The 26,417-nt window shown below is 64.6% G+C and carries 25 protein-coding genes and 1 pseudogene; 13 read left to right on the forward strand and 13 right to left on the reverse strand.

Annotation, left to right across the window (positions count from 1 at the left end; genetic code table 11):
• Positions 1-27: 27 nt before the first annotated feature.
• Positions 28-1,239: pseudogene (locus ACVW16_RS29235) on the reverse strand (cytochrome P450); the annotation flags it as partial.
• A 69-nt stretch (positions 1,240-1,308) separates the two neighbouring features.
• Complete coding sequence (locus ACVW16_RS29240; RefSeq protein ID WP_260375419.1) at positions 1,309-1,518, reverse strand: ferredoxin; 210 nt, start codon at positions 1,516-1,518, stop codon at positions 1,309-1,311.
• A 146-nt stretch (positions 1,519-1,664) separates the two neighbouring features.
• On the opposite strand from ACVW16_RS29240, the gene ACVW16_RS29245 reads away from it, so the two are divergent.
• Positions 1,665-2,312, forward strand: a complete 648-nt coding sequence (locus tag ACVW16_RS29245) for a TetR/AcrR family transcriptional regulator (protein WP_456702473.1) — start codon at positions 1,665-1,667, stop codon at positions 2,310-2,312.
• On the opposite strand, the gene ACVW16_RS29250 is transcribed toward ACVW16_RS29245, so the two are convergent.
• The 4 genes from ACVW16_RS29250 to ACVW16_RS29265 form a co-directional block, all read right to left on the reverse strand.
• Entirely contained in the window at positions 2,309-2,959 is a 651-nt protein-coding gene (locus ACVW16_RS29250; protein ID WP_456702474.1) for an aspartate/glutamate racemase family protein, read from the reverse strand. The genes ACVW16_RS29245 and ACVW16_RS29250 overlap by 4 nt on opposite strands.
• Before the next feature lie 126 nt (positions 2,960-3,085).
• The gene (locus ACVW16_RS29255) at positions 3,086-4,099 is read right to left on the reverse strand and encodes an amino acid ABC transporter substrate-binding protein (protein WP_456802532.1); all 1,014 of its coding nucleotides are present in this window, start codon (positions 4,097-4,099) and stop codon (positions 3,086-3,088) included.
• Between the two features lie 12 nt (positions 4,100-4,111).
• A complete protein-coding gene (locus ACVW16_RS29260; RefSeq protein ID WP_456738083.1) occupies positions 4,112-5,461 on the reverse strand; it encodes an aspartate aminotransferase family protein in 1,350 nt (449 codons plus the stop codon).
• Positions 5,462-5,464: 3 nt separating this feature from the next.
• The gene (locus ACVW16_RS29265) at positions 5,465-6,337 is read right to left on the reverse strand and encodes a MurR/RpiR family transcriptional regulator (protein ID WP_456702477.1); all 873 of its coding nucleotides are present in this window, start codon (positions 6,335-6,337) and stop codon (positions 5,465-5,467) included.
• Positions 6,338-6,422: 85 nt separating this feature from the next.
• On the opposite strand from ACVW16_RS29265, the gene ACVW16_RS29270 reads away from it, so the two are divergent.
• On the forward strand, positions 6,423-7,610 hold the full coding sequence (locus ACVW16_RS29270; protein ID WP_456702478.1) for an amino acid ABC transporter permease: 1,188 nt from the start codon (positions 6,423-6,425) through the stop codon (positions 7,608-7,610).
• A gap of 2 nt (positions 7,611-7,612) precedes the next feature.
• Positions 7,613-8,719: an amino acid ABC transporter permease gene (locus ACVW16_RS29275; protein WP_456738084.1), complete on the forward strand. Its 1,107-nt coding sequence runs from the start codon at positions 7,613-7,615 to the stop codon at positions 8,717-8,719.
• Between the two features lie 26 nt (positions 8,720-8,745).
• On the opposite strand, the gene ACVW16_RS29280 is transcribed toward ACVW16_RS29275, so the two are convergent.
• On the reverse strand, positions 8,746-10,164 hold the full coding sequence (locus ACVW16_RS29280; RefSeq protein ID WP_456738085.1) for an amidase: 1,419 nt from the start codon (positions 10,162-10,164) through the stop codon (positions 8,746-8,748).
• 42 nt (positions 10,165-10,206) lie between these two features.
• Complete coding sequence (locus ACVW16_RS29285; protein WP_456738086.1) at positions 10,207-10,983, reverse strand: SDR family oxidoreductase; 777 nt, start codon at positions 10,981-10,983, stop codon at positions 10,207-10,209.
• Positions 10,984-11,138: 155 nt separating this feature from the next.
• Between ACVW16_RS29285 and ACVW16_RS29290 the strand changes: the two genes are divergently transcribed.
• Positions 11,139-12,212 (forward strand): tartrate dehydrogenase, encoded by a 1,074-nt coding sequence (locus ACVW16_RS29290; RefSeq protein WP_456738484.1) that lies wholly within the window; start codon positions 11,139-11,141, stop codon positions 12,210-12,212.
• A gap of 198 nt (positions 12,213-12,410) precedes the next feature.
• Here ACVW16_RS29290 and ACVW16_RS29295 read toward each other — a convergent pair whose 3' ends face one another.
• The 4 genes from ACVW16_RS29295 to ACVW16_RS29310 form a co-directional block, all read right to left on the reverse strand.
• The gene (locus ACVW16_RS29295; RefSeq protein WP_456738087.1) at positions 12,411-13,484 is read right to left on the reverse strand and encodes a malate/lactate/ureidoglycolate dehydrogenase; all 1,074 of its coding nucleotides are present in this window, start codon (positions 13,482-13,484) and stop codon (positions 12,411-12,413) included.
• Positions 13,485-13,595: 111 nt separating this feature from the next.
• Positions 13,596-14,507 carry an NAD(P)-dependent oxidoreductase gene (locus ACVW16_RS29300; protein ID WP_456738088.1) on the reverse strand — a complete coding sequence of 304 codons (912 nt, stop codon included), beginning with the start codon at positions 14,505-14,507 and terminating at the stop codon, positions 13,596-13,598.
• A gap of 12 nt (positions 14,508-14,519) precedes the next feature.
• Positions 14,520-15,770: an allantoate amidohydrolase gene (locus ACVW16_RS29305; RefSeq protein WP_456738089.1), complete on the reverse strand. Its 1,251-nt coding sequence runs from the start codon at positions 15,768-15,770 to the stop codon at positions 14,520-14,522.
• A 32-nt stretch (positions 15,771-15,802) separates the two neighbouring features.
• Complete coding sequence (locus ACVW16_RS29310) at positions 15,803-16,720, reverse strand: LysR family transcriptional regulator (protein WP_456738090.1); 918 nt, start codon at positions 16,718-16,720, stop codon at positions 15,803-15,805.
• Between the two features lie 119 nt (positions 16,721-16,839).
• Between ACVW16_RS29310 and ACVW16_RS29315 the strand changes: the two genes are divergently transcribed.
• The 6 genes from ACVW16_RS29315 to ACVW16_RS29340 all read left to right on the forward strand — a co-directional run bounded on the left by ACVW16_RS29315 (position 16,840) and on the right by ACVW16_RS29340 (position 22,451).
• Entirely contained in the window at positions 16,840-17,655 is an 816-nt protein-coding gene (locus ACVW16_RS29315; protein ID WP_456738485.1) for a putative hydro-lyase, read from the forward strand.
• A gap of 89 nt (positions 17,656-17,744) precedes the next feature.
• Positions 17,745-18,989, forward strand: a complete 1,245-nt coding sequence (locus ACVW16_RS29320; RefSeq protein ID WP_456738092.1) for an ABC transporter substrate-binding protein — start codon at positions 17,745-17,747, stop codon at positions 18,987-18,989.
• A 184-nt stretch (positions 18,990-19,173) separates the two neighbouring features.
• Positions 19,174-20,052: a branched-chain amino acid ABC transporter permease gene (locus ACVW16_RS29325; protein WP_456702489.1), complete on the forward strand. Its 879-nt coding sequence runs from the start codon at positions 19,174-19,176 to the stop codon at positions 20,050-20,052.
• Complete coding sequence (locus ACVW16_RS29330) at positions 20,052-21,035, forward strand: branched-chain amino acid ABC transporter permease (RefSeq protein WP_456702490.1); 984 nt, start codon at positions 20,052-20,054, stop codon at positions 21,033-21,035. The genes ACVW16_RS29325 and ACVW16_RS29330 overlap by 1 nt, the downstream gene beginning before the upstream one ends.
• Positions 21,032-21,763 carry an ABC transporter ATP-binding protein gene (locus ACVW16_RS29335; protein ID WP_092229688.1) on the forward strand — a complete coding sequence of 244 codons (732 nt, stop codon included), beginning with the start codon at positions 21,032-21,034 and terminating at the stop codon, positions 21,761-21,763. Before ACVW16_RS29330 ends, ACVW16_RS29335 begins: the two co-directional genes overlap by 4 nt.
• Entirely contained in the window at positions 21,747-22,451 is a 705-nt protein-coding gene (locus ACVW16_RS29340) for an ABC transporter ATP-binding protein (protein WP_456738093.1), read from the forward strand. Before ACVW16_RS29335 ends, ACVW16_RS29340 begins: the two co-directional genes overlap by 17 nt.
• Before the next feature lie 59 nt (positions 22,452-22,510).
• Here ACVW16_RS29340 and otnC read toward each other — a convergent pair whose 3' ends face one another.
• Positions 22,511-23,197: a 3-oxo-tetronate 4-phosphate decarboxylase gene (gene otnC / locus ACVW16_RS29345; RefSeq protein ID WP_456702492.1), complete on the reverse strand. Its 687-nt coding sequence runs from the start codon at positions 23,195-23,197 to the stop codon at positions 22,511-22,513.
• Positions 23,198-23,302: 105 nt separating this feature from the next.
• Here otnC and ltnD point away from each other — a divergent pair, with 105 nt between their 5' ends.
• The 3 genes from ltnD to otnK are packed head-to-tail and all read left to right on the forward strand — an operon-like array spanning position 23,303 to position 26,289.
• Entirely contained in the window at positions 23,303-24,220 is a 918-nt protein-coding gene (gene ltnD, locus ACVW16_RS29350; protein ID WP_456702493.1) for an L-threonate dehydrogenase, read from the forward strand.
• A 12-nt stretch (positions 24,221-24,232) separates the two neighbouring features.
• The gene (gene otnI / locus ACVW16_RS29355; protein ID WP_456702494.1) at positions 24,233-25,015 is read left to right on the forward strand and encodes a 2-oxo-tetronate isomerase; all 783 of its coding nucleotides are present in this window, start codon (positions 24,233-24,235) and stop codon (positions 25,013-25,015) included.
• A complete protein-coding gene (otnK, locus tag ACVW16_RS29360) occupies positions 25,012-26,289 on the forward strand; it encodes a 3-oxo-tetronate kinase (RefSeq protein WP_456738094.1) in 1,278 nt (425 codons plus the stop codon). Before otnI ends, otnK begins: the two co-directional genes overlap by 4 nt.
• Positions 26,290-26,417 lie beyond the last annotated feature (128 nt).

The following is a 26,417-nucleotide window of genomic DNA, read 5'->3' on the forward strand; positions in this document are numbered from 1 at the left end:
TTGGTCCCGGGAAAGGCCTACATCGCCTTTACCCAGCAGAAATGGCAACTGGCGGGGGCCTCGCACGGTACCCTGCGACCAGGTCACCGTGCCTGCCGGATCAAGCCGGAAATCCGGGATCCGCTTCAGCCATTCCTCCAACGCGACCTGCATCTCCATCCGCGCGAGGTTGGAACCGACGCAGCGGTGGATGCCGAGGCCGAAGGCGGCATGGCGGTTCTCGCGGCGATCGATCACGACCTTGTCGGCATCCGGAAACATTTTTGGGTCCCGGTTGGCGGCCGGGAAGGACAGCAGCACCATGTTGCCTGCCTTGACCGGACAGCCTGACACCGTGGTGTCCTTGACCACTTCGCGGGCCATCGTCACCGGCGAATAGGCGCGCAGCAGCTCCTCCACGGCGGTGGGAATCAGTTCCGGCTCGGCGATCAGCCGCTCGCGGTCTACAGGCGTGCGGGCGAGATGCCACAGCGAGGAGCCGATCGCGCTCCAGGTGGTGTCGATGCCGGCGATCAGGAGCAGCCGTAGCGAGCCCAGCACATGCGACTCTTCCAGCGGCTGGCCATCCCGGTCCTTGGCATTCATCAGATAAGAGATGAGATCGTCGGTCGGCTTCGATCTGCGCTCCTCGATATGGGCCCTGAAATAGTCGCTCATCTCCTGCACGGCCTGCAGCAGCATGTTCTCGTCCTTGATGCCGAGCTCCAGGATCATGTGGATCCAGTTGATGAAGAGGTCGCTGTCGCTCTCGGGAATGCCGAGCATGTGCGCGATGGCCTGAACCGGGATGTATTTGCTATAGCGCGCGGCGGCGTCGACCTTGCCATCGGCGATGAAGCCGTCGATCAGCTCGTTGCAGATCGCGCGCATCCGCGGTTCCAGTTTCTTCATCGCGTCCGGCGTGAAAGGCGGCAGCAGCAATTGCTTGGCCGGTTTGTGCACGGGCGGATCGGAAGTGATCGGCGGCGCCGCGTTTCGCGCGATTTCGGGCCGGACGTTGCGGACGATGATGCGGCGCGACGAAAAATGCTCGGTGTCGTTGGCGATTTCGCGCACCGCTTCATAGGTCGTCGGCATATAGCAGCCGAGAAAGCGCCCGGTATGCACGACCGGGCTCGCGGCGCGCAGCTCCTCCCAGATCGGGAAGGGATCGTCGGTCCATTGCGGGTCGGTGTGGTCGAAATCGTTGACCCAGTCGGTCACGGGCGGATGGGCGGCAGGCTGGCTGACGTCGGACATCTCTAGAATCCCTCCGAATTCCTTGGGGCTGGTGTTCGGTGAAGGCACGCGAGGACGCGGGCAGCCGCGCTACTCCTCGATCACATCGATCGCGATTTCCGGGCAGTTGGATTTGGCAAGCCAGGCCTTGTCTTCGAGCCCTGGCGGAACCGTGCCGTCTCCGGCCTCGTGGGCATTGCCGTATTCATCGAGCTCGAACAATTCAGGCGCCAGCGCCTTGCAGCGGGCGTGGCCTTGGCATTTGTCGGGATCGACGCGAACTTTCAGTCGCTCTGCCATTGCGGCTTCCTCGGTCGTATGCGCGTGGCCCGAAGGGCGGCGCATTCCTCTTCTCTGCGGCATTTGCCGTCTGTTTTAAGTTATATGCTATTACATTATCGACAGGCTTTCCCTGTCAAGTGCAAACTTATAGGCTCCGCCGTAACATGCGGTCACATCTCGCTCGTAAGCCCGAGAACACCTACCACCACGGCGATCTCCGCGACGCCCTGATCAAGGCCGCATTGCGCGAGGCGGAGCAGGGCGGGGCGGAAGCGATCAGCATCAAAGCGCTGGCAAAGCAGCTCGGAGTCTCGCAGCCGGCGCCGTACCGTCATTTCGCCGATCGCGAGGCACTGCTTGCCGCGGTGACCGCGGAGGCGTTCCGGCAGTTCACCGCGATGCTGCGCGACGCAATGGCGAAGCCGTCGAAGCAATCGAAACTGTCGCGATTGGCGCAGGCGACGCTCGACTTCGGTCTGCGTCGCAACGGCGTCTACCGCTTGATGTTTGCGTCCCGCACCGTGTCCTGCGCGGCCAAGGGCAGCGAGCTGCATGAGGCGACGCGCGAGACGTTCGCGCTCGTGATTGAAGCTCTGGAAGCGCCGGCGGTCGCCTATTTGCGCGAACGGCAGGCACTCAAGATCTGGGCGGCGCTGCACGGCGTGGTGATGCTGGCCGAGCAGGGCCTGTTCACCGGCGAGGCGGCGCATGCCTCGCGCGAGGAATTGGTCGAGGATTTTGTGAACGAGACGAAGGCTGCTCTCGCAGTCGCGATCAAGCACGCGCGGCGTCAGAAAAAGGCCGGCGCCTAGGCCTTCGCTTTCAGCAGCTTCATCAGCTTCTCGACCGCGCTGTCCGGCGTCGTCACGACCGGGCGGCCGGTGGCCTCCGCGACCAGCGGCGCTGATGATGCGATGCTGAACTGGGCCAGCGCAATGACGTCGCAATCGCGCAGGTCTTTTGACGCCTCGACAATCAGCCGGTCATGCGTGGCGCGGTCGCCGCGGTCGAGCGCCGCCAGCGCGCCCTCGGCGAGCTTCGGCACGATCTGGACGGAGGCCGGAAACTCAGGCGGCATCGACGCCAGCGTCGGCGGGAAGGTCGAGAGCAGGCCGATCCTTTTGCCCATCGTCACGGCACGTTCGATCATCGCCTCGTTCGGTTTCAGCACCGGCATCGGCGCATGCGCCCGCGCAACGGCCTCGATGCAGGGGCCGAAGGCCGAGCATGTGAAGAGGATGCCATTCGCTCCGGTCGCTGCGGCATAGTCACCGAGCGCGAGGAAGCGATCGGTCATGGCATCGTCGAGCTTGCCGTCGCGGGCCAGATCGGCCGAGAGGCTGTCGTCAAGCAGGTTCATCAGCCGCGCCTCCGGCCACGCCCGTGCGAACGCCGCCTCGATCGGGGCGATCGAATGCTTGAGGGCGTGGATCAGGGCGATGCGAGGGGACGTCGTCATTGAAGGTGATTACCTGACCGGTCTCGTGCCCCGGACGCAGCGCAATGCGAAGTCTTGCGCTGCAGAGGGGCACCTTGTGGCCGCTGGTCCGGGCTTTGCGCATCCGCGCGTCGGACACGGAGACGTTTACTTGAACGGAATGGCGTACATCAAGCCGCCCTTGCTCCAGAGGCCATTGAGGCCGCGCTCGAGCTTGAGCGGGCTCGCCTTGCCGACATTGCGCTCATAGATCTCGCCGTAATTGCCGGTCGCCTTGATTGCCGTGACCAGCCATTCGTTGTCGAGGCCAAGCCGGGAGCCGAGATCGCCGGAAGCGCCGAGCAGACGCTGGATCGCGGGTGTCTGCGACTTCGCCGTCTCGTCGACATTGGCCTGGGTGACGCCGAGCTCTTCGGCCTCGATCAGGCCGTAATGCAGCCAGGTGATGATATCGCTCCAGACCTCGTCGCCGTTGCGGGTGAAGGGGCCGAGCGGCTCCTTGCTGATGGTCTGCGGCAGCACGACGTAATCGGCCGGGTTCGGCGCCGCGGTGGCGACGGCACCGGCGAGCGCGGACGCGTCCTGCGTCATGGCATCGCAGCGGCCGCCGAAGAAGGTCTGGTACATGGTATCGACGCGGTCGAACACCAGCGGCTTCCAGTCGATGCCGTTGGCGCGGCCGTAATCGCCGAGCGTGACTTCGTGCGTGGTGCCCTGCGCGACGCAGACGGTCGCGCCCTTGAGGTCCTTCAGCTCCTTCACGCCGAGGTCCTTCTTCACGACAAAGCCCTGGCCATCATAGAAGTTGATCGGACCCTGGCGCAGGCCCAGCGTCACGCCGCGCAGGTATGTCTGCGTGGAGTTGCGGTAGAGCACGTCGATCTCGCCCGATTGCAGCGCCGTGAAGCGGTTCTGCGCGGTCAGCGAGACGTAGCGCACCTTGTCCGGATCCCCCAACACGCCGGCCGCGAGGGCGCGGCAGTAATCGACGTCGAGGCCCTTGTAGTTGCCTTGTGAATCCGGCGCCGAGAAACCGGCAAAGCCGGCGCTGACGCCGCATACCAGCGTGCCGCGGCTCTTGACCTGATCGAGCGTCGCCGCTGACGCGATCACGGTCGATGCCGCGAGCGCGCCGGCTGCAATAACCAGTTTCCTCATCATGCTACTCTCCCCTCAGTGATTGACACGACCCAACACGATGTCGACGGCCGTGCCGAGCTTGTCGACGATCCGATCGATCTCGTCTGCCGACGCGATATAGGGCGGTGCCAGCAGCACATGGTCGCCGCGGACGCCGTCCGCGGTGCCCCCGCCGGGATAGCAGCCGAGCCCAATGGCAAAGGCCTCCGCCTTGATCTTCTGGTTCAACTTGAGCGCCGGATCGAACGAAGCACGGGTGGCGCGGTCGGCGACCAGCTCGATCGCCCAGAACAGGCCGCGGCCCCTGATGTCTCCCACATGGCGGTGATTGCCGAAGCGCTCGGTGAGCCGTCGCTCGAGCAACTTGCCGTGCTTCTTCACTTGCTCAAGCAGCTTGTCCTCCCGGATCACGTCCTGCACGGCGAGCGCAGCTGCGCAGGCCAGGGGATGTGCGAGATAAGTGTGGCCGTGCTGGAAGGCGCCGGAGCCAGAGCGGATGGTATCGATGATCTCTCTGCTCGCGAGCATCGCGCCGATCGGTTGATAGCCGCCGCCGAGCCCCTTGGCGATCGCCTGGATATCGGGCGCGACGCCCTCCTGCTCCCAGGCATGCATCGTGCCGGTGCGGCCCATGCCGCACATGACCTCGTCGAGGATGAGCAGCGCACCATGCCGGTCGCAGATCTCGCGCACCGCCTTGAAGTAACCATCGGGCGCGGTCACGGCGCCGGCCGTGGCGCCAACGACTGGCTCGGCGAGGAACGCCGCAACGGTGTCTGGGCCGAGACGCTGGAACTCGGCCTCCAGCTCCGCGGCCAGCCGCGCCGCGAACTGCGTATCGGATTCACCGTCGTGCTTCTCGTGATAGGCAAAGGCGGGCGTTACATGGCTGAAGGCGGCCGAGAGCAGCGGCGCATAGGGCGCGCGGCGCCAGGCGTTGCCGCCGGCGGCGAGCGCGCCGAGCGTGTTGCCGTGATAGCTCTGCCGCCGCGCGATGAAATGCTGCCGTTGCGGCTCTCCGCGCTCGAGGAAATATTGCCGCGCCAGCTTGATGCTGGCTTCGATCGCTTCCGATCCGCCGCTGACGAAATAGGCGTAGGCGAGCCCGCCGGGCTCATGACCGACCAGCGTCTCGGCCAGCGCCTCGGCCGGCTCCGAGGAGAAGAAGGCGGTGTGCGCATAAGCGAGCGTCGAGGCCTGCTTCGCCATGGCCGCGATCACGCGGGGATGCTGATGGCCGAGACAGGAGACCGCCGCGCCACCGGAAGCGTCGATCACGCGGCGTCCGTCCTCGGCAAAGAGATAGATTCCTTCGCCGCCGATAGCCCTGGGGGGCGTCTCACGCAACGAGCGATGCAGCACGCGGCTGGTGCGGGTGCTCATGGATCAACCTTTCTCTGAGACGTAGGTGGAGGCTGCGGCGAGCCGTGCCTCGGTGTCCTCCAAGCGCTTCTTGGCGGCTGCGCCGCCGAGCGAGAACGCGACCGCGGCAAGCGACTGCGCGATCGCGAGCGCGCCGGTGAGGCTGGGAAAGAAGCCGGGCGAGGAGGCCGCCTCGAACAGCAACACGTGCTCGGCGCCTTCGGCCATGGGCGCGGCAACGCTGTCAGCGATCGCGATCAGCCTCGCGCCGGCACGATAGGCGGCCTGTGCGACCCGGACGCTGGCATTGGTATAGGGGGTAAAGCCGATGACGATCACGGCCTCGCCGGGACGGAACGAGCCGAGATCGAGATCGTCAGGGCCGGAGGCGCCGACGATCTGCACCTGTTCGGGGCGAAACAGCCGGAGCTCGTAATTGAGCAATTCCGCGACGCTGCGACAGCTCCGATAGCCGGTGATCCAGATCCGTTTTGCATGATGCAGCGCACGAGCCGCGTCCGCAATCGCGTGGGCGGAGATGCGCGGCAGGCCGGCGGCTTCGGCCTCGAGCTTGTCGGTGACGAGCGCGACATCGGAATTCGGACCGTGACGACGATCCTTGGCGCGGAGCGAGAAGGGTGAGATCTGCGACGGCCGTCGTGCCTCGGTCAGCGCGGCCCGCAATTCGTCCCAGCCGGAATAGCCGATCGCCTTGGCCAAGCGCGTGAACGCGGCCGGATCGGCGCCGGCTTCCGCCGCGAGATCCCGCATCGACCGCGTGGTGGCGTCGTAATCGTTGGCCGCGACGAAGCGCCCGACCTCCCGCAAGCGCAGGGGCAGCGATGGCAACGCAATGCGCAGTTCGCTCAAAGGCGAGGATTTCGCTGACACGGCCATGAAACATTTGTTGCACGATTTAAGGATTGGTGCAACAGTTGACGTGCGCCGCCAAAATCGCTGTTTCAGGAAGGATTTTTGTGCCGTGACATCAGACGATCCGAGGCCGCCGCCGCGCCGCAGCTTTTTCGGCGCGCTCGGGCCGAATGAATTGAAGGGCCTGTTCTGGCAGGTGCTGGTGGTCGGCATCGCCGTCGCGGTCATCGTTTTCCTGTGGTCCAACACCGTCACCAATCTCTCGGCCCGTCGCATCACCACCGGCTTCGCCTTCCTTGGCCGCGAGGCGGGGATGCCGATTGCCGACAGCCTGCTCGCGTACAATCCCAGAGACAGCTACCTCTGGGCCTTCGTCGTCGGCGTCGCCAACACGCTGCGTGTCGCCGTGATCGGTATCGTGCTTGCGACCATTCTGGGCACGCTGATCGGAATTTCCCGGCTCTCGGCCAACTGGCTGCTGTCGCGGCTCGCCGCCGTCTACGTGGAAGTGCTGCGCGACATCCCGCTGCTGCTGCAGCTGCTGTTCTGGTACGTGCTGATGCAGGCGCTGCCGGCGGCGCGTGCGGCGTGGCGGCCTGTCGAGGGGGTGTTCCTCTCCAATCGCGGCTTGATCCTGCCGGCGATCCCGGTTGGCTCGCCGCAACTCCGGGTCCTCGGCGCGGCCGTGCTGGGCTCCGTCGCGTTTTATGTCGTTCGGCGCCGGCTGCTTGCGCAGCAGATGCGCGATGGCAGGCCCCGGCCGGCCTGGCCCTTTGCGCTCGGCTTCATTGTCGCGCTGCCGGCGGCGGTGTCGCTGCTGCTCGGCGTGTCCTGGACAATCGAATGGCCGCAGCTGCGCGGCTTCAACTTCGTCGGCGGGCTTACGCTCGCGCCGGAATACTTCGCACTGCTGATCGCGCTCGTGACCTACACCTCGGCCTTCATCGCCGAGATCGTGCGCAGCGGCATTCAATCCGTACCGCGCGGGCAGTGGGATGCCGCCAGCGCGCTCGGCCTGCGCCGCAGCTTCATGCTGCGGCAGATCATCCTGCCGCAGGCTTTGCGGGTGATCGTGCCGCCGATGACGAGCCAGTATCTCAATCTGACCAAGAACTCCTCGCTCGCGGTCGCGATCGGCTACCAGGACGTGGTGTCGATCGCCAACACCACGCTGAACCAGACCGGGCAGGCGATCGAGGCGATCACGCTGATCATGGCTGTCTTCCTCACCATCAGCCTTGGCATCAGCTTCTTCATGAACTGGTACAATGCGCGCATCGCGCTGGCGGAGCGCTGAGCATGAGCGCGATCGCTGACATCCCCGACGTGCCGCGTGCCGCCCGACGCCCGCAGATCGGCAATCCGGTGCTGCGCTGGTTGCGCGCCAATCTGTTCTCGTCGATTCCGAACGGCATCCTCACGGTCGTTCTGCTGGCGGTGCTGGCCAAAGGCGTGATCAGCTTCGTGCGGTGGGGCATTGCCAACGCGGTCTGGCTCACGCCCGGCAATGATTCCAGCGCCTGCAAGGCCGTGCGCGGTCTCGGCGCCTGCTGGGCCATCATCCCGGAGAAATACCGCTTCATCCTGTTCGGGACCTATCCGTTCGACGAGCAATGGCGGCCCGGGCTGTCGGTGCTGCTGTTCATCGCGTTGTACTTTCTCTCAACCCGCCGCGCGCTATGGCGGCGCGAGCTCGGTTACGTCTGGGTCGGTGCGCTCGCTCTGATCAGCGTGCTGATGTGGGGCGGCGTGTTCGGGCTCTCCTTTGTCTCGCAGGACCGCTGGGGTGGCTTGCCCGTGACGCTGATCCTGGCGACATCAGGGCTGGCATTTGGTTTCCCCCTCGGCATCCTGGTTGCACTCGGCCGGCGCTCAAAGCTGCCGGCGATCCGCTCGCTCTCGGTGCTGTATGTCGAGCTGATCCGCGGCGTGCCGCTGGTCAGCCTGCTGTTCATGGCGAGCGTGATGTTCCCGTTGTTCATGCCGGCCGGATTCAACATCGACAAGCTGCTGCGCGCGCAGATCGCGATCATCCTGTTCGCCGGCGCTTATCTGGCGGAAGTGATCCGCGGCGGACTCCAGGCCGTGCCGCGTGGGCAATATGAGGCCGCCGATGCGCTGGGGCTGTCTTATTGGCGCAAGCACCGGCTGGTCGTGCTCCCGCAGGCGATCCGCCACGTCATCCCACCGCTGGTCAACACCTTCATTGCCTTCTTCAAGGACACCAGCCTCGTGTTGATCATCGGCATCTTCGACCTTCTGACGACAGCCAAGACCGCGATCATCGATCCGGCCTGGCAGCAGTTTTCGGTCGAAGTCTATATCTTCGTGGCCGCCATCTATTTCGTCTTCTGCTTCGCGATGTCGCGCTACAGCCGGAGCCTGGAGGCGACGCTCGCGAGGTGAGCGCGCGCGTCCGGACCCGAGAGCAGTTACGTCTTCACCGGCGGATCGATCGGCGTCGTGCCGCGCAGACCCAAAATGTCCTCCAGCACTTTCGCGCCGGCGATCACCTGCGCGTCCGCGCGTGGCGCGCCGACGACCTGCACGCCGACCGGCAGGCCGGAAGCCGTGAAGCCGCAGGGCAGCGAAAGCGACGGGCAACAGGCCAGCGTGATGGCGTAGACGATTCCGAGCCATTCGACGTAGTTCTCGAACCTCTTGCCGGCACATTCCGCGACATAGCGGTTCTCGATCGGGAACGGCGGCACGATCGTCGTTGGCGTCAACAGCAGATCATACGTCTTGAAGAACTCGATCGCGCGCGCGGTCATGCCGACGCGCTGGGCTTCGGCGCGTGCGAGCTGCTCGACCGTGAGCTTGAGGCCTTCCTCGATATTCCAGATCACCTCGGGCTTGAGCAGGTCGCGCCTGGTGCGCAGCAGATTGGCCTTGGTGATCGCGAAATCGAAGGCCCGCAGCACGTGGAAGCATTCATGCGCCTCGCGCCAGTCCGGATGTGCCTCCTCGACGATCGCGCCGGCCTCTGCGAAACGTTCGGCCGCCTTGCGGGTGATCGCTTTGACCTCAGGATCGACGGGGGTGATGCCGAGATCGGGTGAATAGGCGATGCGCTTCGGCTTCCTGCCCGACTGCGCCGCGGACAGGAACGAGGTGGTCGGCGCCGGCAGCGACAGCGGATCGTCCGCATAGTCGCCGCTCATGGCATCGAGCAGCAGCGCAAGGTCCTCGACGTTGCGTGCCATCGGGCCGACGACGCCGAGATTGCGGTCGATGCCCGATTTGGGCGTATGGGCGACCCGGCCGATGCTCGGCCGCATGCCGACGATTCCGCAGAAGGCGGCGGGACTGCGCAGGGAGCCGCCCATGTCGGAGCCCTGTGCGAGCCAGGCCATGCCGGTCGCAAGCGCCACCGCCGCGCCACCGGAGGAGCCGGCCGCCGACTTCGAAATATCCCAGGGATTGAGCGTCGCGCCGAACACTTCGTTGAAGGTGTTGGCGCCGGCGCCGAATTCCGGCGTGTTGGATTTGGCGTAGACGACCGCGCCATTGGCTTCGAGGTTCTCGACCATGAGGTCGGATGTCGCGGAAACGTTGTCTTTGAAGATCGGCGAGCCCTGCGTATTCAGCACGCCGGCGACATCGGTCAGGTCCTTGATCGGCACCGGCAGGCCGGCGAGCAACCCCCGGGCACCTGCCGGCTTCCGCATCAGCGCCTTGGCGCTGTCGCGCGCGCGATCGAAGCACAGCGTCGGCAGTGCGTTGACCTTGCCATCGACCTCCGTGACACGCTTCTCCACCACGTCAAGCAGTTCAAGCGGGGAGACGTCGCCGGAACGCAAGATGTCGACGACAGTGCAGGCGGTTTCGCGGATCAGGTCCTGAGACAACTATTTTACTCCTAAGCGGCGCTTGGTTCGCAGCAACACAATCTAACCCCAGCCGGCACTGATGCCCCCGTCCACCGTGTAGATCACGCCCGACGTGTAACCAGCACGATCCGACGCGAGGAAAGCCATGAGGTCGCCGATCTCGCGCGCATGCGCGGGGCGGCCGAGCGGCAGGCCTTTCTGGAATTCCTTGTAGCGGTTCTCGTCGCCGAACTGGTGCTTGGCCCGCGTCTTCAGCAGCGTGACGTGACGGTCGGTGCCGACGGGACCGGGGTTGATGCCGACCACGCGGATGTTGTCGGCGAGGCTCTTGCCGCCGAGCGCGCGGGTGAAAGCCATCAACGCGGCGTTGCCGGTGCTGCCGCAGATGTAATTCGCGTCGAACTTTTCGCCGGCGGCACCAATGTCGTTGACGATGACGCCGCCGCCCTTCGCTTTCATCTGCGCGTAAATCTGCCGCGTGAGGTTGATGTAGCCGAACACTTTCAATTCCCACGCGTGCCGCCAGGTCGTCTCGTCGATCTTGTCGATCGAGCCGCCGGGGATGTCGCCGGCATTGTTGACGAGCACGTCGATGTCGGAGGCTTCCCTGGCGAGCCGCGCGAGGTCATCGACCTCGCGCAAATCAACGACGGTGGTCGTCGCGTCGATCTGGTGCGCCGAGCGCAGACGGTCGGCCAGCGCCTCGAGCTGGTCGCCGCTGCGGGCGGCGAGCAAGAGGTTTGCGCCTTCCTCGGCAAACGCCTCGGCGGCGGCGGCGCCAATGCCCTTGGACGCGCCTGTGATCAGGACGCGCTTGCCACGCAGATGCAGATCCATGAGGGCTACTCGCAGGATGGGACCAGAATGAAATCAGTAGGCGCTCGGTTACGCCATGGTCAACATTGCAGTGCAGCGTTGCACTGCTGCCGACTTTGGTCCATTGCAGTGCAATCAAACGGCGGCGGCTGCCGGACCAACCAAGGATGTTCTCGATGAGCAAGAAACAGTACCGGATCGCGGTCATTCCCGGTGACGGCATCGGCAAGGAAGTGGTGCCGGAAGGCATGCGCGTTTTGGAGGCGGCGGCGAAGAAGCACGGGGTGTCCCTGCATTTCGATCATTTCGACTTCTCGTCCTGGGACTATTACGAGAAGCACGGCCAGATGATGCCGGACGATTGGAAGGAGAGAATCGGCAAGCACGATGCGATCTATTTCGGCGCGGTCGGCTGGCCCGCGAAAATTCCGGACCACGTCTCGCTGTGGGGCTCGCTGATCAAGTTCCGCCGCGAGTTCGACCAGTATGTGAATTTGCGCCCGGTGCGCCTGATGCCCGGCGTGCCGTCGCCGCTGGCGAACCGCAAGCCCGGCGACATCGATTTCTGGGTGGTGCGCGAGAACACCGAAGGTGAATATTCCTCGGTCGGCGGCCGCATGTTCCCCGACACCGACCGCGAATTCGTCACGCAGCAGACGGTGATGACCCGCACCGGTGTCGACCGCATCCTGAAATTCGCGTTCGAGCTCGCCCAGTCGCGGCCGAAGAAGCATTTGACCTCGGCGACGAAGTCGAACGGCATCTCCATCACCATGCCCTATTGGGACGAGCGCGTGGAGGCGATGGCGAAGACGTTTCCGGGCGTGAAGTGGGACAAGTACCACATCGATATTCTCACCGCGAACTTCGTGTTGCATCCCGACTGGTTCGATGTCGTCGTCGGCTCCAATCTGTTCGGTGACATCCTCTCCGACCTCGGCCCGGCCTGCACCGGTACGATCGGCATTGCGCCGTCGGGCAATATCAATCCCGAAGGGAATTTCCCGTCGGTGTTCGAGCCGGTGCACGGCTCTGCCCCCGACATTGCAGGGCAGGGCATCGCCAACCCGATCGGCGCGATCTGGTCGGGCGCGATGATGCTCGATCATCTCGGCGAGAAGGAAGCCGGCAGGTCGATCGTCGAAGCGATCGAGCGCACGCTCGCTGAGCGCACGCTGCGCACCAGGGATCTCGGCGGCAACGCCGACACCACGGCTTGCGGCAGGGCGGTGGTGGATATGGTGGATTAAGTGCATCTTTCACCCTCTCCCCTTGTGGGAAAGGGCGGCTCGCCGCGATAGCGGCGAGACGGGTGAGGGGTCTCTCTCGGCGCAGACAGACCTCTCGATCGAGAAGCTATTCGTTGTCGAGAGAACCCCTCATCCGGCGCTTCGCGCCACCTTCTCCCTCACGGGGAGAAGGGAAGAGGAGCGCCGCTGGCTTTCCGTTCACCCCGCGATCTCTTCGATCGTCGCCTGGTCCAGCCCGAACTTCTTTCCAGCTTCCAGAATTTCCTGCCAGGTCGTCGGGTCGACCGGAATGCCTTCGGCAAGGCGCTTCGTCTTGGTCTCGCGCTCGGGTTCGCCGGCGATCTTCACCTTGTCGACGCCGGGGCCGGGCGGCGAGCCGGTGTGCCAGGCAACAAAACTCTCGACTTCGCGCGCGAGGTTCTCGCCCGTGCCGAGCTTGTCCGGATCGATGACGATCGAGAGCATGCCGTTGAGGACGTTGTACTTGCCGTCGGACGGGCCCTTGACCACCTGTCCGCCGGAGAGTGCTCCGCCGAGGATTTCGCACACCAGCGCAAGCCCGGAACCCTTGTGCTCGCCGAACGGCAGGATGGCACCGTGCGGCGGAATGACGGTGTAGCGTGGATTGACGGTGGGCTTGCCTTCATTGTCGATGATGGTGCCGGGCTCGAGCTCGACGCCCTTGTTGTGGGCGACTCGGGTCTTGCCCTGCGCGATCCTGCTGGTGGCGAAGTCGAGCACGATCGGCTCCTTGCCCCGGCGCGGGATGCCGACGCAGAACGGGTTGGTGCCGTGGCGCGCATCGCTGCCGCCCCAGGGCGCCACGATCGGGCGCGAGATCACGTTGACGAAGTGGATCGAGACGAGGCCCTGGTCGATGCATTGCTCGGCCCAATGGCCGATGCGGCCGATATGGTGCGCGTTCGAAAGGCCGACGAGGCACACGCCGTTGCGCTTGGCGCGCTCGGCCGCCAACACCATCGCTTCGTGGCCGATCACCTGGCCATAGCCGGTGAGGCCATCGAGGGTGAGAAGCGGGCCGGTGTCGAGCACGATCCTGACGTGCTGGTTCACCGCGAGGCCGCCATTGACGACGCTCTGGACATAGCGCGGGATCATGCCGACGCCATGGGAGTCATGTCCTTTGAGATTGGCCTCGACGAGATTGGTAGACACGAGCTCGGCCTCGCGGTCCGTCGAACCGCCCGCTTTGACGATGGCGCGGACAACGTCGGTGAGCGGCTCTGCCTTGATGATGCGATAGTCGGCCATTGTTGTTGCTCTTCTTGTCCTCTTACGATGGCGGGGAGCGTAGGGTGCGTTAGGCGAAGCCGTAACCCACCTCTTCTGTCTCCGCCGAAACAGACAGTGGTGGGTTACGCCCTACGAATTCACGATCCGGCGACAATGAACCCATGCCGCCTCAATCAGGTTTTCGCTGGCTTCCGGCGTGCGGAAGGCGGAATGCGCCGACAGCGTCACGTTCGGAATCCTGGTCAGCGGATGGTCTGCCGGCAGCGGCTCGATGTTGAAGACGTCAAGGCCGGCATGGCGGATGTGGCCTGATTTCAGCGCGTCGATCATGGCCTGCTCGTCGACGATGGCGCCGCGTGCGGTGTTGATGAAAACGACGCCCGGCTTCATTTTCGCGATTGTTTCGCGGGTGATCATGCCGCGCGTCTCGTCGTTGAGCAGCAGATGCAACGAAACCACGTCGCTCTTCGCCAGCAATGTGTCGAGATCAGTGAATTCGACGCCCGGATGGCTCTTCGGCGAGCGGTTCCAGGCGATCACCTTCATGCCGCTGCCGGATGCGATGCGCGCGACCTCGGCGGCGATGCCGCCGAAGCCGATCAGGCCGAGCGTCTTGCCGGTGAGCTGCATGCCGTCCTCGCGCAGCCAGTTCCCGGTGCGCATCTCGCGGTCCATCATGGCGATGACGCGGGCCGAGGCCCACATCAGCGCAATCGCGGATTCGGCCACCGCCGTGTCGCCATAGCCCTTGATCAGATGCACGGAAATGCCGAGCTCTGCGAGCTCCTCCGGATTCATGTAGCTGCGCGCGCCGGTGCCGAGGAACACCACGTGCTTGAGGCCCGTGCACTTCCTGGCGATTTCGGTCGGCAGCGCGGTGTGGTCGACGATCGCGATCTCCGCACCGTCGAGAATCTCAGGATATTGCTCGGGCTTGATGTCAGGGTCCCTGTGGATCCGCACCTTGGGATCGCCTGGCTTCTCCAGCCTTTCCATGATCGCGGCGAGCGCTTCGTTGGCGTCGACGAAAACTCCGCGCATGTCTGTCTCCAATCAGGATACGACGCCGGCGATCGCCAGCACGGTGTGCATCAGCACGTTGGTTCCCGCGGCGCAGTCGCCCTGCTTCGCATCCTCCAGCTCGTTATGGCTGATGCCGTCCTTGCAGGGCACGAACACCATGGCGGCCGGCATGATGGTGTTGAGATTGCAGGCGTCGTGGCCGGCCCCGGAGGTGATGCGACGGGAGGAGTAGCCGAGCGTCTTCGCGGCGTTCTCGACGGCTGCGATCAGCTTGGGATCGAAATGCGTCGGCGGCTTGCGCCACACGAGATCGATGTTGACGTCGACCTTGCGGCGTGCGGCGATCTCGGCGATGGCCGCGCGCAGGTCGCGATCGAGTGCATCCATGATCGCGCCGTCCGCGCTGCGGCAATCCATCGTGAAGGCGATCTCGCCGGGAATGACATTGCGCGAGGGATTTGCGATCACGACCTCGCCGATGGTGCCGACCGCGTTCGGCCCGTGCGTCCTGGCGATGGCTTCCATCGCCAGGACGATCTCGGACAACGTCGCCAGCGCATCGCGCCGCAGCGGCATCGGGGTCGAGCCCGCATGGCTTTCGAAGCCGGAAATCTTTCCGTCGTACCACAGCACGCCCTGACCGGAATCGACAACGCCGATGGTCTTGCCCTCGGCCTCCAGGATCGGGCCTTGCTCAATGTGGAGTTCGACAAAACAGCCGAGCTTCTGGAAGCCGACCGGCTTGTCGCCGCGATAGCCGATGCTGTCCAGCGCCTGGCCGACGGAGGTGCCCTCGATGTCCTTGCGCGAGAGGATGTCGTCGGTGGTGAAATCGCCGACGTAAGCGGCGGAGGCCATCATCGCCGGCGCGAAGCGCGAGCCTTCCTCGTTGGTCCAGTTGACGATGCAGATCGGCGCTTCGGTCTCGATGCCGGCGTCGTTGAGTGTGCGGATCACTTCGAGCGCGCCGAGCGTTCCCAGAATGCCATCATACTTGCCGCCGGTCGGCTGGGTGTCGAGATGCGAGCCGATGCCGACGGGCAGCTTCGACATGTCCCGGCCCTTGCGCAGGGCGAATTGCGAGCCGAGCGCGTCGGTGTGCACTTCGAGGCCGGCGTCCTCGCAGGCCTTGCGGAACCAGTCGCGAACCTGCTTGTCTTCGCTGCTCAGCGTCAGCCGCCGCACGCCGCCTTTGGCCGTCGCGCCGAATTGCGCGGTCTCGTGGATGGATCCCCAGAGGCGGGCGGAATCGATTTGCAGGTTGCTCGCGGCTCGGCTCATGCGGTCGTTCTCTCTCTTGTCCGGCGCCTTTTTCAATGACGCGCCAGCGCGGGCGCGTCAACCGCGAGGCTGCTCTGCGCAATCCGACAGGCAAGCTCGGCGACGCGCTCCACCGCCACGACATCAGGCGAGGCCAGCCAGCTTGCGGTGAATGTCAGTGGCGCAATTTCCAGATCGGTGTCGAGCAATTGCAGCCGTCCGTCGGCGAGTTCTTTCTCGACGATGGCGTCGGGGATCACGGCGATGCCGAGTCCTTCCACCGCCATGTGGATCACGGTCGCAAGGGATGCGGAAGCGTGCAGCCGGATCGGCGGCAAGTCCGGCCGGTCGAATACCTCGCGCACGACCTCGTAAGGCCTGGTCTTGCGCGGAAAGGTGATGATCGGAAACCGCGCGAGATCCGCCGGCGTTACAGGACCGTGGCCGAGCCCGAGAGACGGGCTGGCGAGAAAGCCGATCGGATAATCGGCGAGCAGGCGGTTGTGCACGCCCGAGGCCGACAGCGGTCCGACCACGAAGGCCAACTCGATCTCCTGCGCGAGCAGGCGCGCGGTGAGGTTCGGTGTGATGTCGACCTCGATCTCCAGCGACAGGTTCGGATAGACCTCGTTCATGCCCTTCACCAGTTGCGGCAGCCAGGTGTGCACGATGGTCTCGGCGACGCCGAGGCGCATGACGCCGCGCATCGCCGAGCGATCGCCGATCTCGGCCATCATCTGAGCGCGCAGGCCGATCAGCTTCTCGGCATAGACCATCATCTGCCGGCCGCTCGGAGTGGGAGAGGCCACGCGATGATCGCGGTTCAGGAGCTTCACACCCATCTCGCGCTCGAGCTGGGCGATGCGCTGGGAGATCGCCGGTTGGGTCGTATTGAGCCGCGCGGCGGCGCCACGGAAGCTGCCGAGCTTCACGACCCAAAGGAATGTTTCGATCGATCTGAAGTCCAGCATTGGAAGGATTTTCCCGATCGATAAAACAACTTTATCGATATCGATTAAAAAGGACGATTAGACTTTATAGTATGCTTGATGTTGGCTAGGCTTGTCGAGTTCATAGGCAGGTCGATCGCATGACTGTTTTTGTGGCAGCGCAGCAAAGTGAAACGGCCGACACACTCCCGAGTCGCCGGGCGCGGCTCGCCTATCGCGGTGGCGAGGTTGGTTCCACCGCGGGGGTGGCTCCGGGCTTCGTCCAGGGCAATCTGGCGATCCTGCCGGCGGACTACGCCAGCGCCTTCCACCGCTTCTGCCAGCTCAATCCGAAGCCGTGCCCGATCATCGGCATGTCCGATGTCGGGAGCCCGCACATCCCTGCGCTCGGGGCCGATCTCGACATTCGCACCGATGTGCCACGCTACCGCGTCTGGCGCGACGGCGAAGTCGTCGATGAGCCGACCGACGTGAGGAAGCACTGGCGCGACGACCTCGTCACCTTCGTGCTCGGCTGCTCGTTCTCATTCGAGGAGGCGTTGCTGGAGGAGGGCATGCCGATCCGTCACATCGAGCAGAACGTGCGTGTGCCGATGTACCGCACCAACATTGCCTGCGGCGCTTCAGGACCATTTGCCGGCCCCATGGTCGTCTCGATGCGTCCGTTCAAGCCGGCCGATGCGATCCGCGCGGTGCAGATCACCTCGCGCTATCCCGCCGTTCACGGCGCGCCCGTGCATCTCGGCCACCCGCATCTGATCGGCATCAAGGACATCGCCAAGCCCGACTATGGTGATCCCGTGGCTGTCGGCGATGACGAGATCCCGGTATTCTGGGCCTGCGGCGTGACGCCGCAATCAGTGATCAACGCCGCCAAGGTACCATTCGCAATCACGCATTCGCCCGGCCTCATGCTGGTGACGGATCTGAAGAACAGGAACATGGCCGTGATTTAGCAGGCAGTGTTTGCTGCTTCTTCGGGCTTTACGCTCTCGATCAATCGCTTCATTCGATACGCGCAAAATACGCAACAGGGGACTCTGCCATGACGATCTCTCGCCGCGACGTTCTGCTCGGTGCCACCGCCACTGCTGCGCTGGTGCCGATTGCCGCAAGAGCCCAGACCTCTGAAGTCGTGATCGGCGTGATCTATCCTTTCTCCGGCGGCAGCGCGCAGCAGGGCGTCGATGCCCAGAAGGCCTACGAAACCGCGCTCGAGGTCATCAACAAGGACAGTGATTTCGATCTGCCGCTGGCGAAGGGCGAGGGCCTGCCGGGCCTCGGCGGCGCCAAGGTTCGTCTCGTGTTCGCCGATCACCAGGCCGATCCGCAGAAGGGCCGTGCGGAAGCCGAGCGCCTGATCACGCAGGAGAAGGTCTGCGCCATCATCGGCACCTATCAGAGCGCCGTCGCGGTCACCGTCAGCCAGATCTGCGAGCGCTACCAGATCCCGTTCGTCTCGGCCGATAATTCCTCGCCCAGCCTGCATCGCCGCGGTCTCAAATATTACTTCCGCGCCGCGCCGCATGACGAGATGTACTCGGCCGCGATGTTCGACTTCTTCGACGCCATGAAGAAGAAGGGGACCAAGATCGAGACGCTGTCGCTGTTCCACGAGGACACCATCTTCGGAACCGACTCCGGCAACGCCCAAGCCAAGATCGCCGGCGAGCGCGGCTACAAGATCGTCTCCGACATCAAGTACCGCGCCAACTCGCCGTCGCTATCGGCCGAGGTGCAGCAGCTCAAGACCGCCAACGCCGACGTGTTGATGCCCTCGAGCTACACCACCGACGGCATTCTTCTGGTCAAGACCATGGCCGAACTCGGCTATAAGCCAAACGCGATCGTGGCGCAGGATGCCGGCTTCTCCGAGAAGGCGCTCTATGACGCCGTCGGCGACAAGCTCGAAGGCGTGATCTCGCGCGGCACGTTCTCGCTTGACCTCGCCCAGAAGCGCCCGATGGTCGGCAAGGTCAACGACATGTTCAAGGCGAAGTCGGGCAAGGATTTGAACGACCTCACCTCGCGTCAGTTCATGGGCCTGATCATCCTCGCTGATGCGATCAACCGCGCCAAGTCGACCGACGGCGAGAAGATCCGCGATGCGCTGGCTGCGACCGACATTCCGGGCGAGCAGACCATCATGCCGTGGAAGCGCGTGAAGTTCGACGAGATGGGCCAGAACAACGACGCCGACCCGGTACTGCTGCAATATGTCGGCGGCAAGTTCGTCACCATCTTCCCGCCGCAGGCCGCGATCGCGGAGGCGATCTGGCCGATGAGGTAAGCGGAACAGTGACCGCGCACCTTGGCGGCCAGTCGAGCTGCCTCATTGCGCCGTCATTGCGAGCGAAGCGAAGCAATCCAGAAATATATCCGCGCGGACACTCTGGATTGCTTCGTCGCATCCGCGCAATGACGGAGGAGGTAGCTTCGGCTCTCATTCTGAGCGCATCTCGGGGGACGAACATTTGACAGCCCAAGCCATTATCCAGAGTCTCGCAAGCGGCCTGCTGATGGGCCTGCTCTACGGACTGATCGCGGTCGGTCTCGCGTTGATCTTCGGCCTGATGGACGTCGTCAACTTCGCCCATGGCGAGTTCCTGATGATCGCGATGTACGTGTCTTTCTTCCTGTTCACGTTCTTCGCCATTGATCCCTTGCTGTCGGCGCCGCTGGTTGCGGCTGCGCTCTTCGTGCTCGGCGCCGTGGTCTATCTGCTGGTCGTGCGCTTCGCGATGCGGGCCAAGGCCAATGCCGGCATGGTGCAGATCTTCTCCACCTTCGGCCTTGCGATCGTGATGCGCGGGCTGGCGCAGTTCTTCTTCACGCCGGATTACCGCAGCATTCCGCAGTCGTGGCTCGGCGGCAAGACGATCTCGGTCGCCGGCATCTTCCTGCCCGAGCCGCAGCTGATGGGCGCGCTGGTCTCGATTTTGGCCTTTGCCGGGCTCTACTTCTTCATCAATCGCACCGATTTCGGTCGCGCCCTTGAGGCCACGCGTGAAGATCCCGGCGCGGTGGCGCTCGTCGGCATCGACAAGAATCGCGTGTTCGCGCTCGGCTGGGGGCTCGGTGCCGCGCTGGTCGGCCTTGCCGGAGCGATCATGGCAAGCTTCTTCTATATCTACCCCGATGTCGGCGCGTCCTTTGCACTGATCGCCTATGTCACGGTGGCGTTGGGCGGATTCGGCAGCGTGTTCGGTGCTTTTGCCGGGGGCATCGTCGTGGGTCTCGTCGAAGCGACCACGGCGCTGGTGCTGCCGCCTTCGCTGAAGTCGGTCGGCATCTATGCCGTTTACCTTCTCGTCGTATTCATCCGGCCGCGCGGCCTGTTCGGGCAGATGTGATGGACAAGCATTTTGCCGCGCGGCGCCGCCGCGACCTCCTCATCGCCGCGGTCCTGGCCGGGCTCGCAGCGCTCGCGCCGTTGTTCGTCAAGGACGTGTACATCCAGAACATCCTGATCCTGACCCTGATGTATGCGGCGTTGTCGCAGAGCTGGAATATCCTGTCCGGCTATTGCGGGCAGATCTCGCTGGGGCACGCGCTCTATTTCGGCATCGGCGCCTACGCCACCGAGTTGCTGTACACGAAGTTCGGCGTGCTGCCGTGGTTCGGCATGCTCGCCGGCGGCGTCATTGCGGCGGTCATCGCGATGGGGCTGGGCTATCCCTTTTTCCGCCTGCGCGGCCATTACTTCGTGATCGCGACCATCGTCATCGCCGAGATCGGGCTGCTGCTGTTCCAGAACTGGGAATGGGCGGGGGCTGCGATGGGCATCACCATTCCCGTACGTGGCGACAGCTGGCTGAAATTCCAGTTCATGCGCAGCAAGCTGCCGTATTTCTATTTTGCACTGGCGCTGTGCTGCCTCGCCTGGTTCGTCACCTGGTGGCTGGAGGACTCCAAATGGGGCTTTTGGTGGCGCGCGGTGAAGGACAATCCGGAAGCGGCTGAGAGCCTGGGTGTCGTCGTCTTCAACTCCAAGATGGGCGCGGCTGCCGTGTCCGCGTTCCTCGTGGCCATCGGCGGAGCCTTCTACGCGCAGTTCCTCGCCTACATCGACCCTGAAAGCGTGATGGGCTTCCAGTTCTCGCTGCTGATGGCGCTGCCGGCCGTGCTCGGCGGCATCGGCACCCTCTGGGGGCCGGTGTTGGGGGCCGCCATCCTGATCCCGATGACGGAGCTGACGCGATCCTACATCGGCGGCTCCGGCCGCGGCGTCGATCTCATCGTCTATGGCGCGCTGATCGTGGCCATCTCGCTGGCTCTGCCGCAGGGGCTCGTGAGCCTGTTCTCCCGCTCGAAAGCGAAAGGGGCCACGCGATGACCGCGCTACTCGAAACCCGCGGCGTCTGGCAGCGCTTTGGCGGCCTCGTTGCCAACAGCGACGTCTCGATCTCGGTCGGCCGCGGCGAGATCGTTGGCCTGATCGGCCCCAACGGCGCCGGAAAATCGACGCTGTTCAATCTCATCGCCGGTGTGTTGCCGCCGACGCAGGGATCAATCTGGTTCGACGGCGAGGACGTCACGAGACTGCCGGCAGCCGAGCGCTGCCAGCGTGGCGTCGGCCGCACGTTCCAGGTGGTCAAGAGCTTTGAGACGATGACAGTGATCGACAACGTCATCGTCGGTGCGCTCGTGCGCAACACCGTGATGCGCGAAGCCCGCCGCAAGGCGCATGAGGTGCTGGAGTTCACCGGCCTTGCCGCGCGCGCCGACGTGCTTGCGAGCGATCTCGTGCCCGCCGAGAAGCGTCGCCTCGAAGTGGCCCGTGCGCTCGCGACCGAACCGAAGCTGCTGCTGCTCGACGAAGTCCTCACCGGCCTGACGCCGACCGAGGCGCAGACCGGCGTGGCACTGGTGCGCAAGGTGCGCGATGCCGGCATCACGGTTCTGATGGTCGAGCATGTCATGGAGATCGTGATGCCGCTGGTCGATCGCGCCATCGTGCTCGACCTCGGCAAGGTGCTGGTCGAGGGAAAGCCCGCCGACGTCGTCCGCGATCCCAAGGTGATCAAGGCATATCTGGGAGATCGTCATGCTGTCGGTGCATGAAGTCACGACGGCCTATCAGGGCCTGGTCGCGATCTCCGCGGTCAGTATCGAGGTCACCAAGGGCGAGATCGTTTGTGTCGCCGGCGCCAACGGGGCCGGCAAGTCGACGCTGCTCAAATCGATCGCCGGCGCCGAGCGTCCGCGCTCGGGCACCGTGACCTTCGACGGCAAGCGGCTCAACGGCATGGCGCAGCACCACATCACCGCCAGCGGCATCGCCTATGTGCCGGAGAATCGCCGCCTGTTCCCGCGCCTGTCGGTGCGCGACAATCTTCGCCTCGGCAGCTATCTCTATCGCGCAGACGCGGACCGCGAGGGGCCGCTCGATCTCGTTTTCAGGCTGTTCCCGCGCCTGTCCGAACGTCTCGATCAGCGCGCCGAGACGCTCTCAGGCGGTGAGCAGCAGATGCTCGCGATCGGCCGCGCGCTGATGACGCGCCCGAGGCTGTTGATGCTGGATGAGCCCTCGCAGGGCATCATGCCGAAGCTCGTCGATGAGATTTTTCAGGCGGTGAAGCTGATCCGGGACTCCGGCATGACCGTGCTGATCGTCGAGCAGCGCATGGCCGAGTGTCTGGAGATCGCCGACCGCGCATATATCCTGCAAACCGGTCGTGTGCTGATGCAGGGACCATCGGCAGAGATCAAGGGCAATCCCGACGTGCGCAAGGCGTATCTGGGGCTGTAGCTAGACGCGAGCTGCCTCCGTCATGGCTTCGCTGCGCTCGCAACGAGGAGGGAGCCGGGCTAATGCTCGTGTCCATGCTCCGGCAGCGCCACTCCGAACACTTTCACCAGATCCGCCACCTGCTCCGGCGACAGATAACGTGGGTTCGTCCCGCGCAACAGCAGATACAGCTTCGCCGTCTCCTCGAGCTCCTCGGTCGCGAACACGGCCGCTTCCAGCGTGTCACCGGCGACGACCGGACCGTGATTGGCGAGCAGCACCGATGAATATCTGCCGGCGAGCCCCTTGATGGCATCGGCGACCGCAGGATCGCCGGGGCGGTAATACGGCACGAGTGCGGTGGCGCCGCACTTCATCAAATAATAGGCCGTCATCGGCGGCAGCGCGGCGCGCGGGTCGATCTCGGGCAGCATCGAGAGCGCGACCGAGTGTGTCGAATGCAGATGTACGATCGCCCGCGCGCTTGCGCGCGTGTCGTAGAGCGCGGTGTGGAGCGGAACTTCCTTGGTCGGCGCATCGCCCGAAACCAGCCGGCCCTGCTCATCCAGTCGTGACAGCTTGGCGGGATCGAGGAATCCGAGCGAGGCGTTGGTCGGCGTCACCAGCCAGCCGCCGCCATCCAGGCGGACGCTGATATTGCCTGAAGAGCCCGGGGTCAGCCCGCGCTCGAACAGGGACCGTCCGAACCGGCAGATGTCCTCGCGCAGCCTTGTCTCGTTGCTCGTTTCAGTTCTCATGGCCGTCATGCCTGTTTGTCTCACGCTTTGGCAGCGCGGCCAAGGCGTGTTATTCGAGGTCACGAGCCGCCGCAAAGGCCGGCTTGTCGGGAAACGTTCGCAAGGGTTAGTTGCATGTCTGCCTCCACGTCACAAAACCAGCGCATCGCGGTCATCGGGCTCGGCTCGATGGGATATGGCATGGCGACCTCGCTGAAGCGCGCCGGCCACGCCGTCACGGGCTGCGACGTTTCGGCCGATGCGGTCGCGCGTTTCGTGAAGGATGGCGGCGCCGGCGCGACAACGCCGGCCGAGGCGGCCAAGGGCGCCGACATCGTGGTCAGCGTCGTCGTCAATGCCGCCCAGACCGAAGCAATCCTGTTCGGCCGGGATGGTATCGCGGAGACCCTGCCGAAGGATGGCGTCTTCATCTCCTCCGCCACCATGGATCCCGACGTGGCGCGGCGCCTCGCCAAGCAGCTCGAGGCGACCGGCCGGCATTACCTGGATGCGCCGATCTCCGGCGGCGCGCAGCGCGCCGCGCAGGGTGAGCTGACAATTCTCGCCTCCGGCAGCGCTGCTGCCTTCGCCAAAGCGCGTCCGGCGCTCGATGCGATGGCCGCGAAACTTTACGAGCTCGGCGATGCCGCGGGCCAGGGCGCTGCGTTCAAGATGATCAACCAGCTGCTGGCCGGCGTGCACATCGCGGCTGCCAGTGAAGCGATGGCGTTCGCGGCCAAGCAGGGCCTCGATATCCGCAAGGTTTACGAGGTGATCACCGCGTCCGCCGGCAATTCCTGGATGTTCGAGAACCGCATGCCGCACGTACTCGAGGGCGATTACACGCCGCGCAGTGCGGTCGAAATTTTCGTGAAGGATCTCGGCATCATCCAGGACATGGCGCGCAGCGCCAGATTTCCGGTTCCCGTCTCGGCCGCAGCGCTGCAGATGTTCCTGATGACATCGGCCGCCGGCATGGGGCGCGACGACGACGCCTCGGTGGCGCGGATGTATGCGCAGGTCACCGGTGTGAAGCTTCCCGGCGACAGGTAAAGAGGATCTCCAATGCCCCGTTTCGCCGCCAATCTCTCGATGATGTTCACCGAGGTGCCGTTCCTCGATCGCTTCGATGCCGCCGCACAGGCCGGCTTCACCGCGGTCGAATATCTGTTTCCCTATGAGCATCCGGTCGAAGCTGTCGGCGAGCGGCTCAAGCGCAACGGCCTGACCCAGGCATTGTTCAATCTGCCGCCAGGCGACTGGGACGCCGGCGAGAAAGGCTTCGCTTCGTTGCCGGCGCGCTTCAACGATCTCAAGGCGAGCCTGGAGACGGCTCTGCCTTATGCCAAAGCCACCGGCGTGAAGCGGCTGCATTTGATGGCGGGCATCGCCAACCGTAACGAGCGCGTTGCGATCGAGGCCTTCTACAAATCGGTGGCCTGGGCCGCGGAGTTCTTTGCGCCGCATGGCATCGACATCGTGCTGGAGCCGATCAACGCGCGCAATGTGCCGGGTTACTTCCTCAACGATTTCGGCTTCGCGCGCGATTTGATCCAGGAGCTGCGGCTGCCGAACCTGAAGCTGCAGTTCGACATCTATCACTGCGGGATCATCCATGGCGACGTCACGATGCGGCTGCGCGAGATGATGCCGATCATCGGCCACATCCAGGTCGCCAGCATTCCCTCGCGCAACGAGCCTGATGGCGAGGAGCTGAACTATCCGTTCCTGTTCGCAGAGCTCGACCGGCTCGGCTATGCCGGCTTCGTCGGCTGCGAATACAATCCGCGCGGCAAGACCACCGATGGTCTCGCCTGGTTCAGGCCCTATGCGGGAGTGAAGCCATGACCCTTGCGTTGGGCTGCATCGCCGACGACTATACCGGCGCCTCCGATCTCGCCAACACGCTGACGCGCGCCGGCCTCCGCACGGTGCAGACCATCGGCGTGCCCGCCGACGATCTGAAGCTGCCCGAGGTCGATGCCGTCGTGGTGTCGCTGAAGAGCCGGTCGATCGAGCCGGCGCTCGCGGTGTCGCGCTCGCGTGCGGCACAAAAATGGCTGCGCGGTCGCGGAGCGAGCCATGTGTTGTTCAAGATCTGCTCGACCTTCGATTCCACCGATGCGGGCAATATCGGGCCGGTGATGGACGCGCTGCGCGCAGATTGCGGCGAGGCCGTCGTGCTGGTGACGCCAGCTTTTCCCGAGACGGGCCGAACCGTCTATCAGGGTAATCTCTTCGTCGGCGCCGTGCCGCTGAACGAGAGCCCGCTGAAAGACCATCCGCTCAATCCGATGCACGATTCCAACCTGGTGCGCGTGCTGGCGCGCCAGAGCAAGACGCCGATCGGTCTCGTCGAGCTCGCGACCCTCACGCGTGGCGCGGAGGCCGTGCGGACCCGGCTTGCTGAATTGTCAGGCAAGGGCATCGGCGCTGCGATCATCGATGCCGTGTTCGACCGTGACCTCGAGACCATCGGCCTTGTCGCCGCCGAGCACCGGCTGTCGGTCGGCGCCTCCGGCATCGGCCTTGGGCTGGCGCGAGCGCTGGTGTCCAGCGGCAAGGTCAAGTCGGCCGCCACAGCCGGCGAGCAGGGGGCCGCCGCCGGCGGAGCCGTGGCATGTCTCGCCGGAAGCTGCTCGCAGGCCACCCTGCAGCAGATCGCCAACGCCGAACGCGTCATGCCGGTGCTCCGTCTCGAGCCTGACCGTATTCTTGCGGGCGGGCATGAGGCGCAGCGCGCGCTGGACTGGGCGAAGGAGCGCTTGGCTCAGGGCCCCGTGCTGATTGCATCGAGCGCCACGCCTCAGGCCGTCGCGGCGGTCCAGGCGCGCCACGGCCGCGACGCAGCCGGTCACGCCATCGAGCAGGCGATGGCGGATCTTGCAGAAGGCCTTGTGAGGTCGGGCGTACGACGCTTGGTCGTCGCCGGCGGGGAGACATCTGGCGCCGTCGTCGACCGGTTGAGAATTCCTGGATTTCTCGTGGGGGTGGAAATCGCGGCGGGCGTACCCGTTTTGCGCGCAGTCGGCGCCGATGCAGGCAGCATGTTGCTTGCGTTAAAGTCCGGAAATTTCGGCGGTCCGGAGTTTTTCTCCGATGCGCTTAGGCTCATGCGTTGAGGGCGGGCCTTCTCAGGCGCCTGTTCATCACTTGGGTTCCATACCCGCAATAGGTTGCGTGGCCGCATAGCTGCGATGTCGATTTCGCACCGCGGTAGCACGGAAGTGAATGCAGGCAGGCTGGCAGA

This window comes from Bradyrhizobium sp. USDA 4474 (assembly GCF_054057515.1).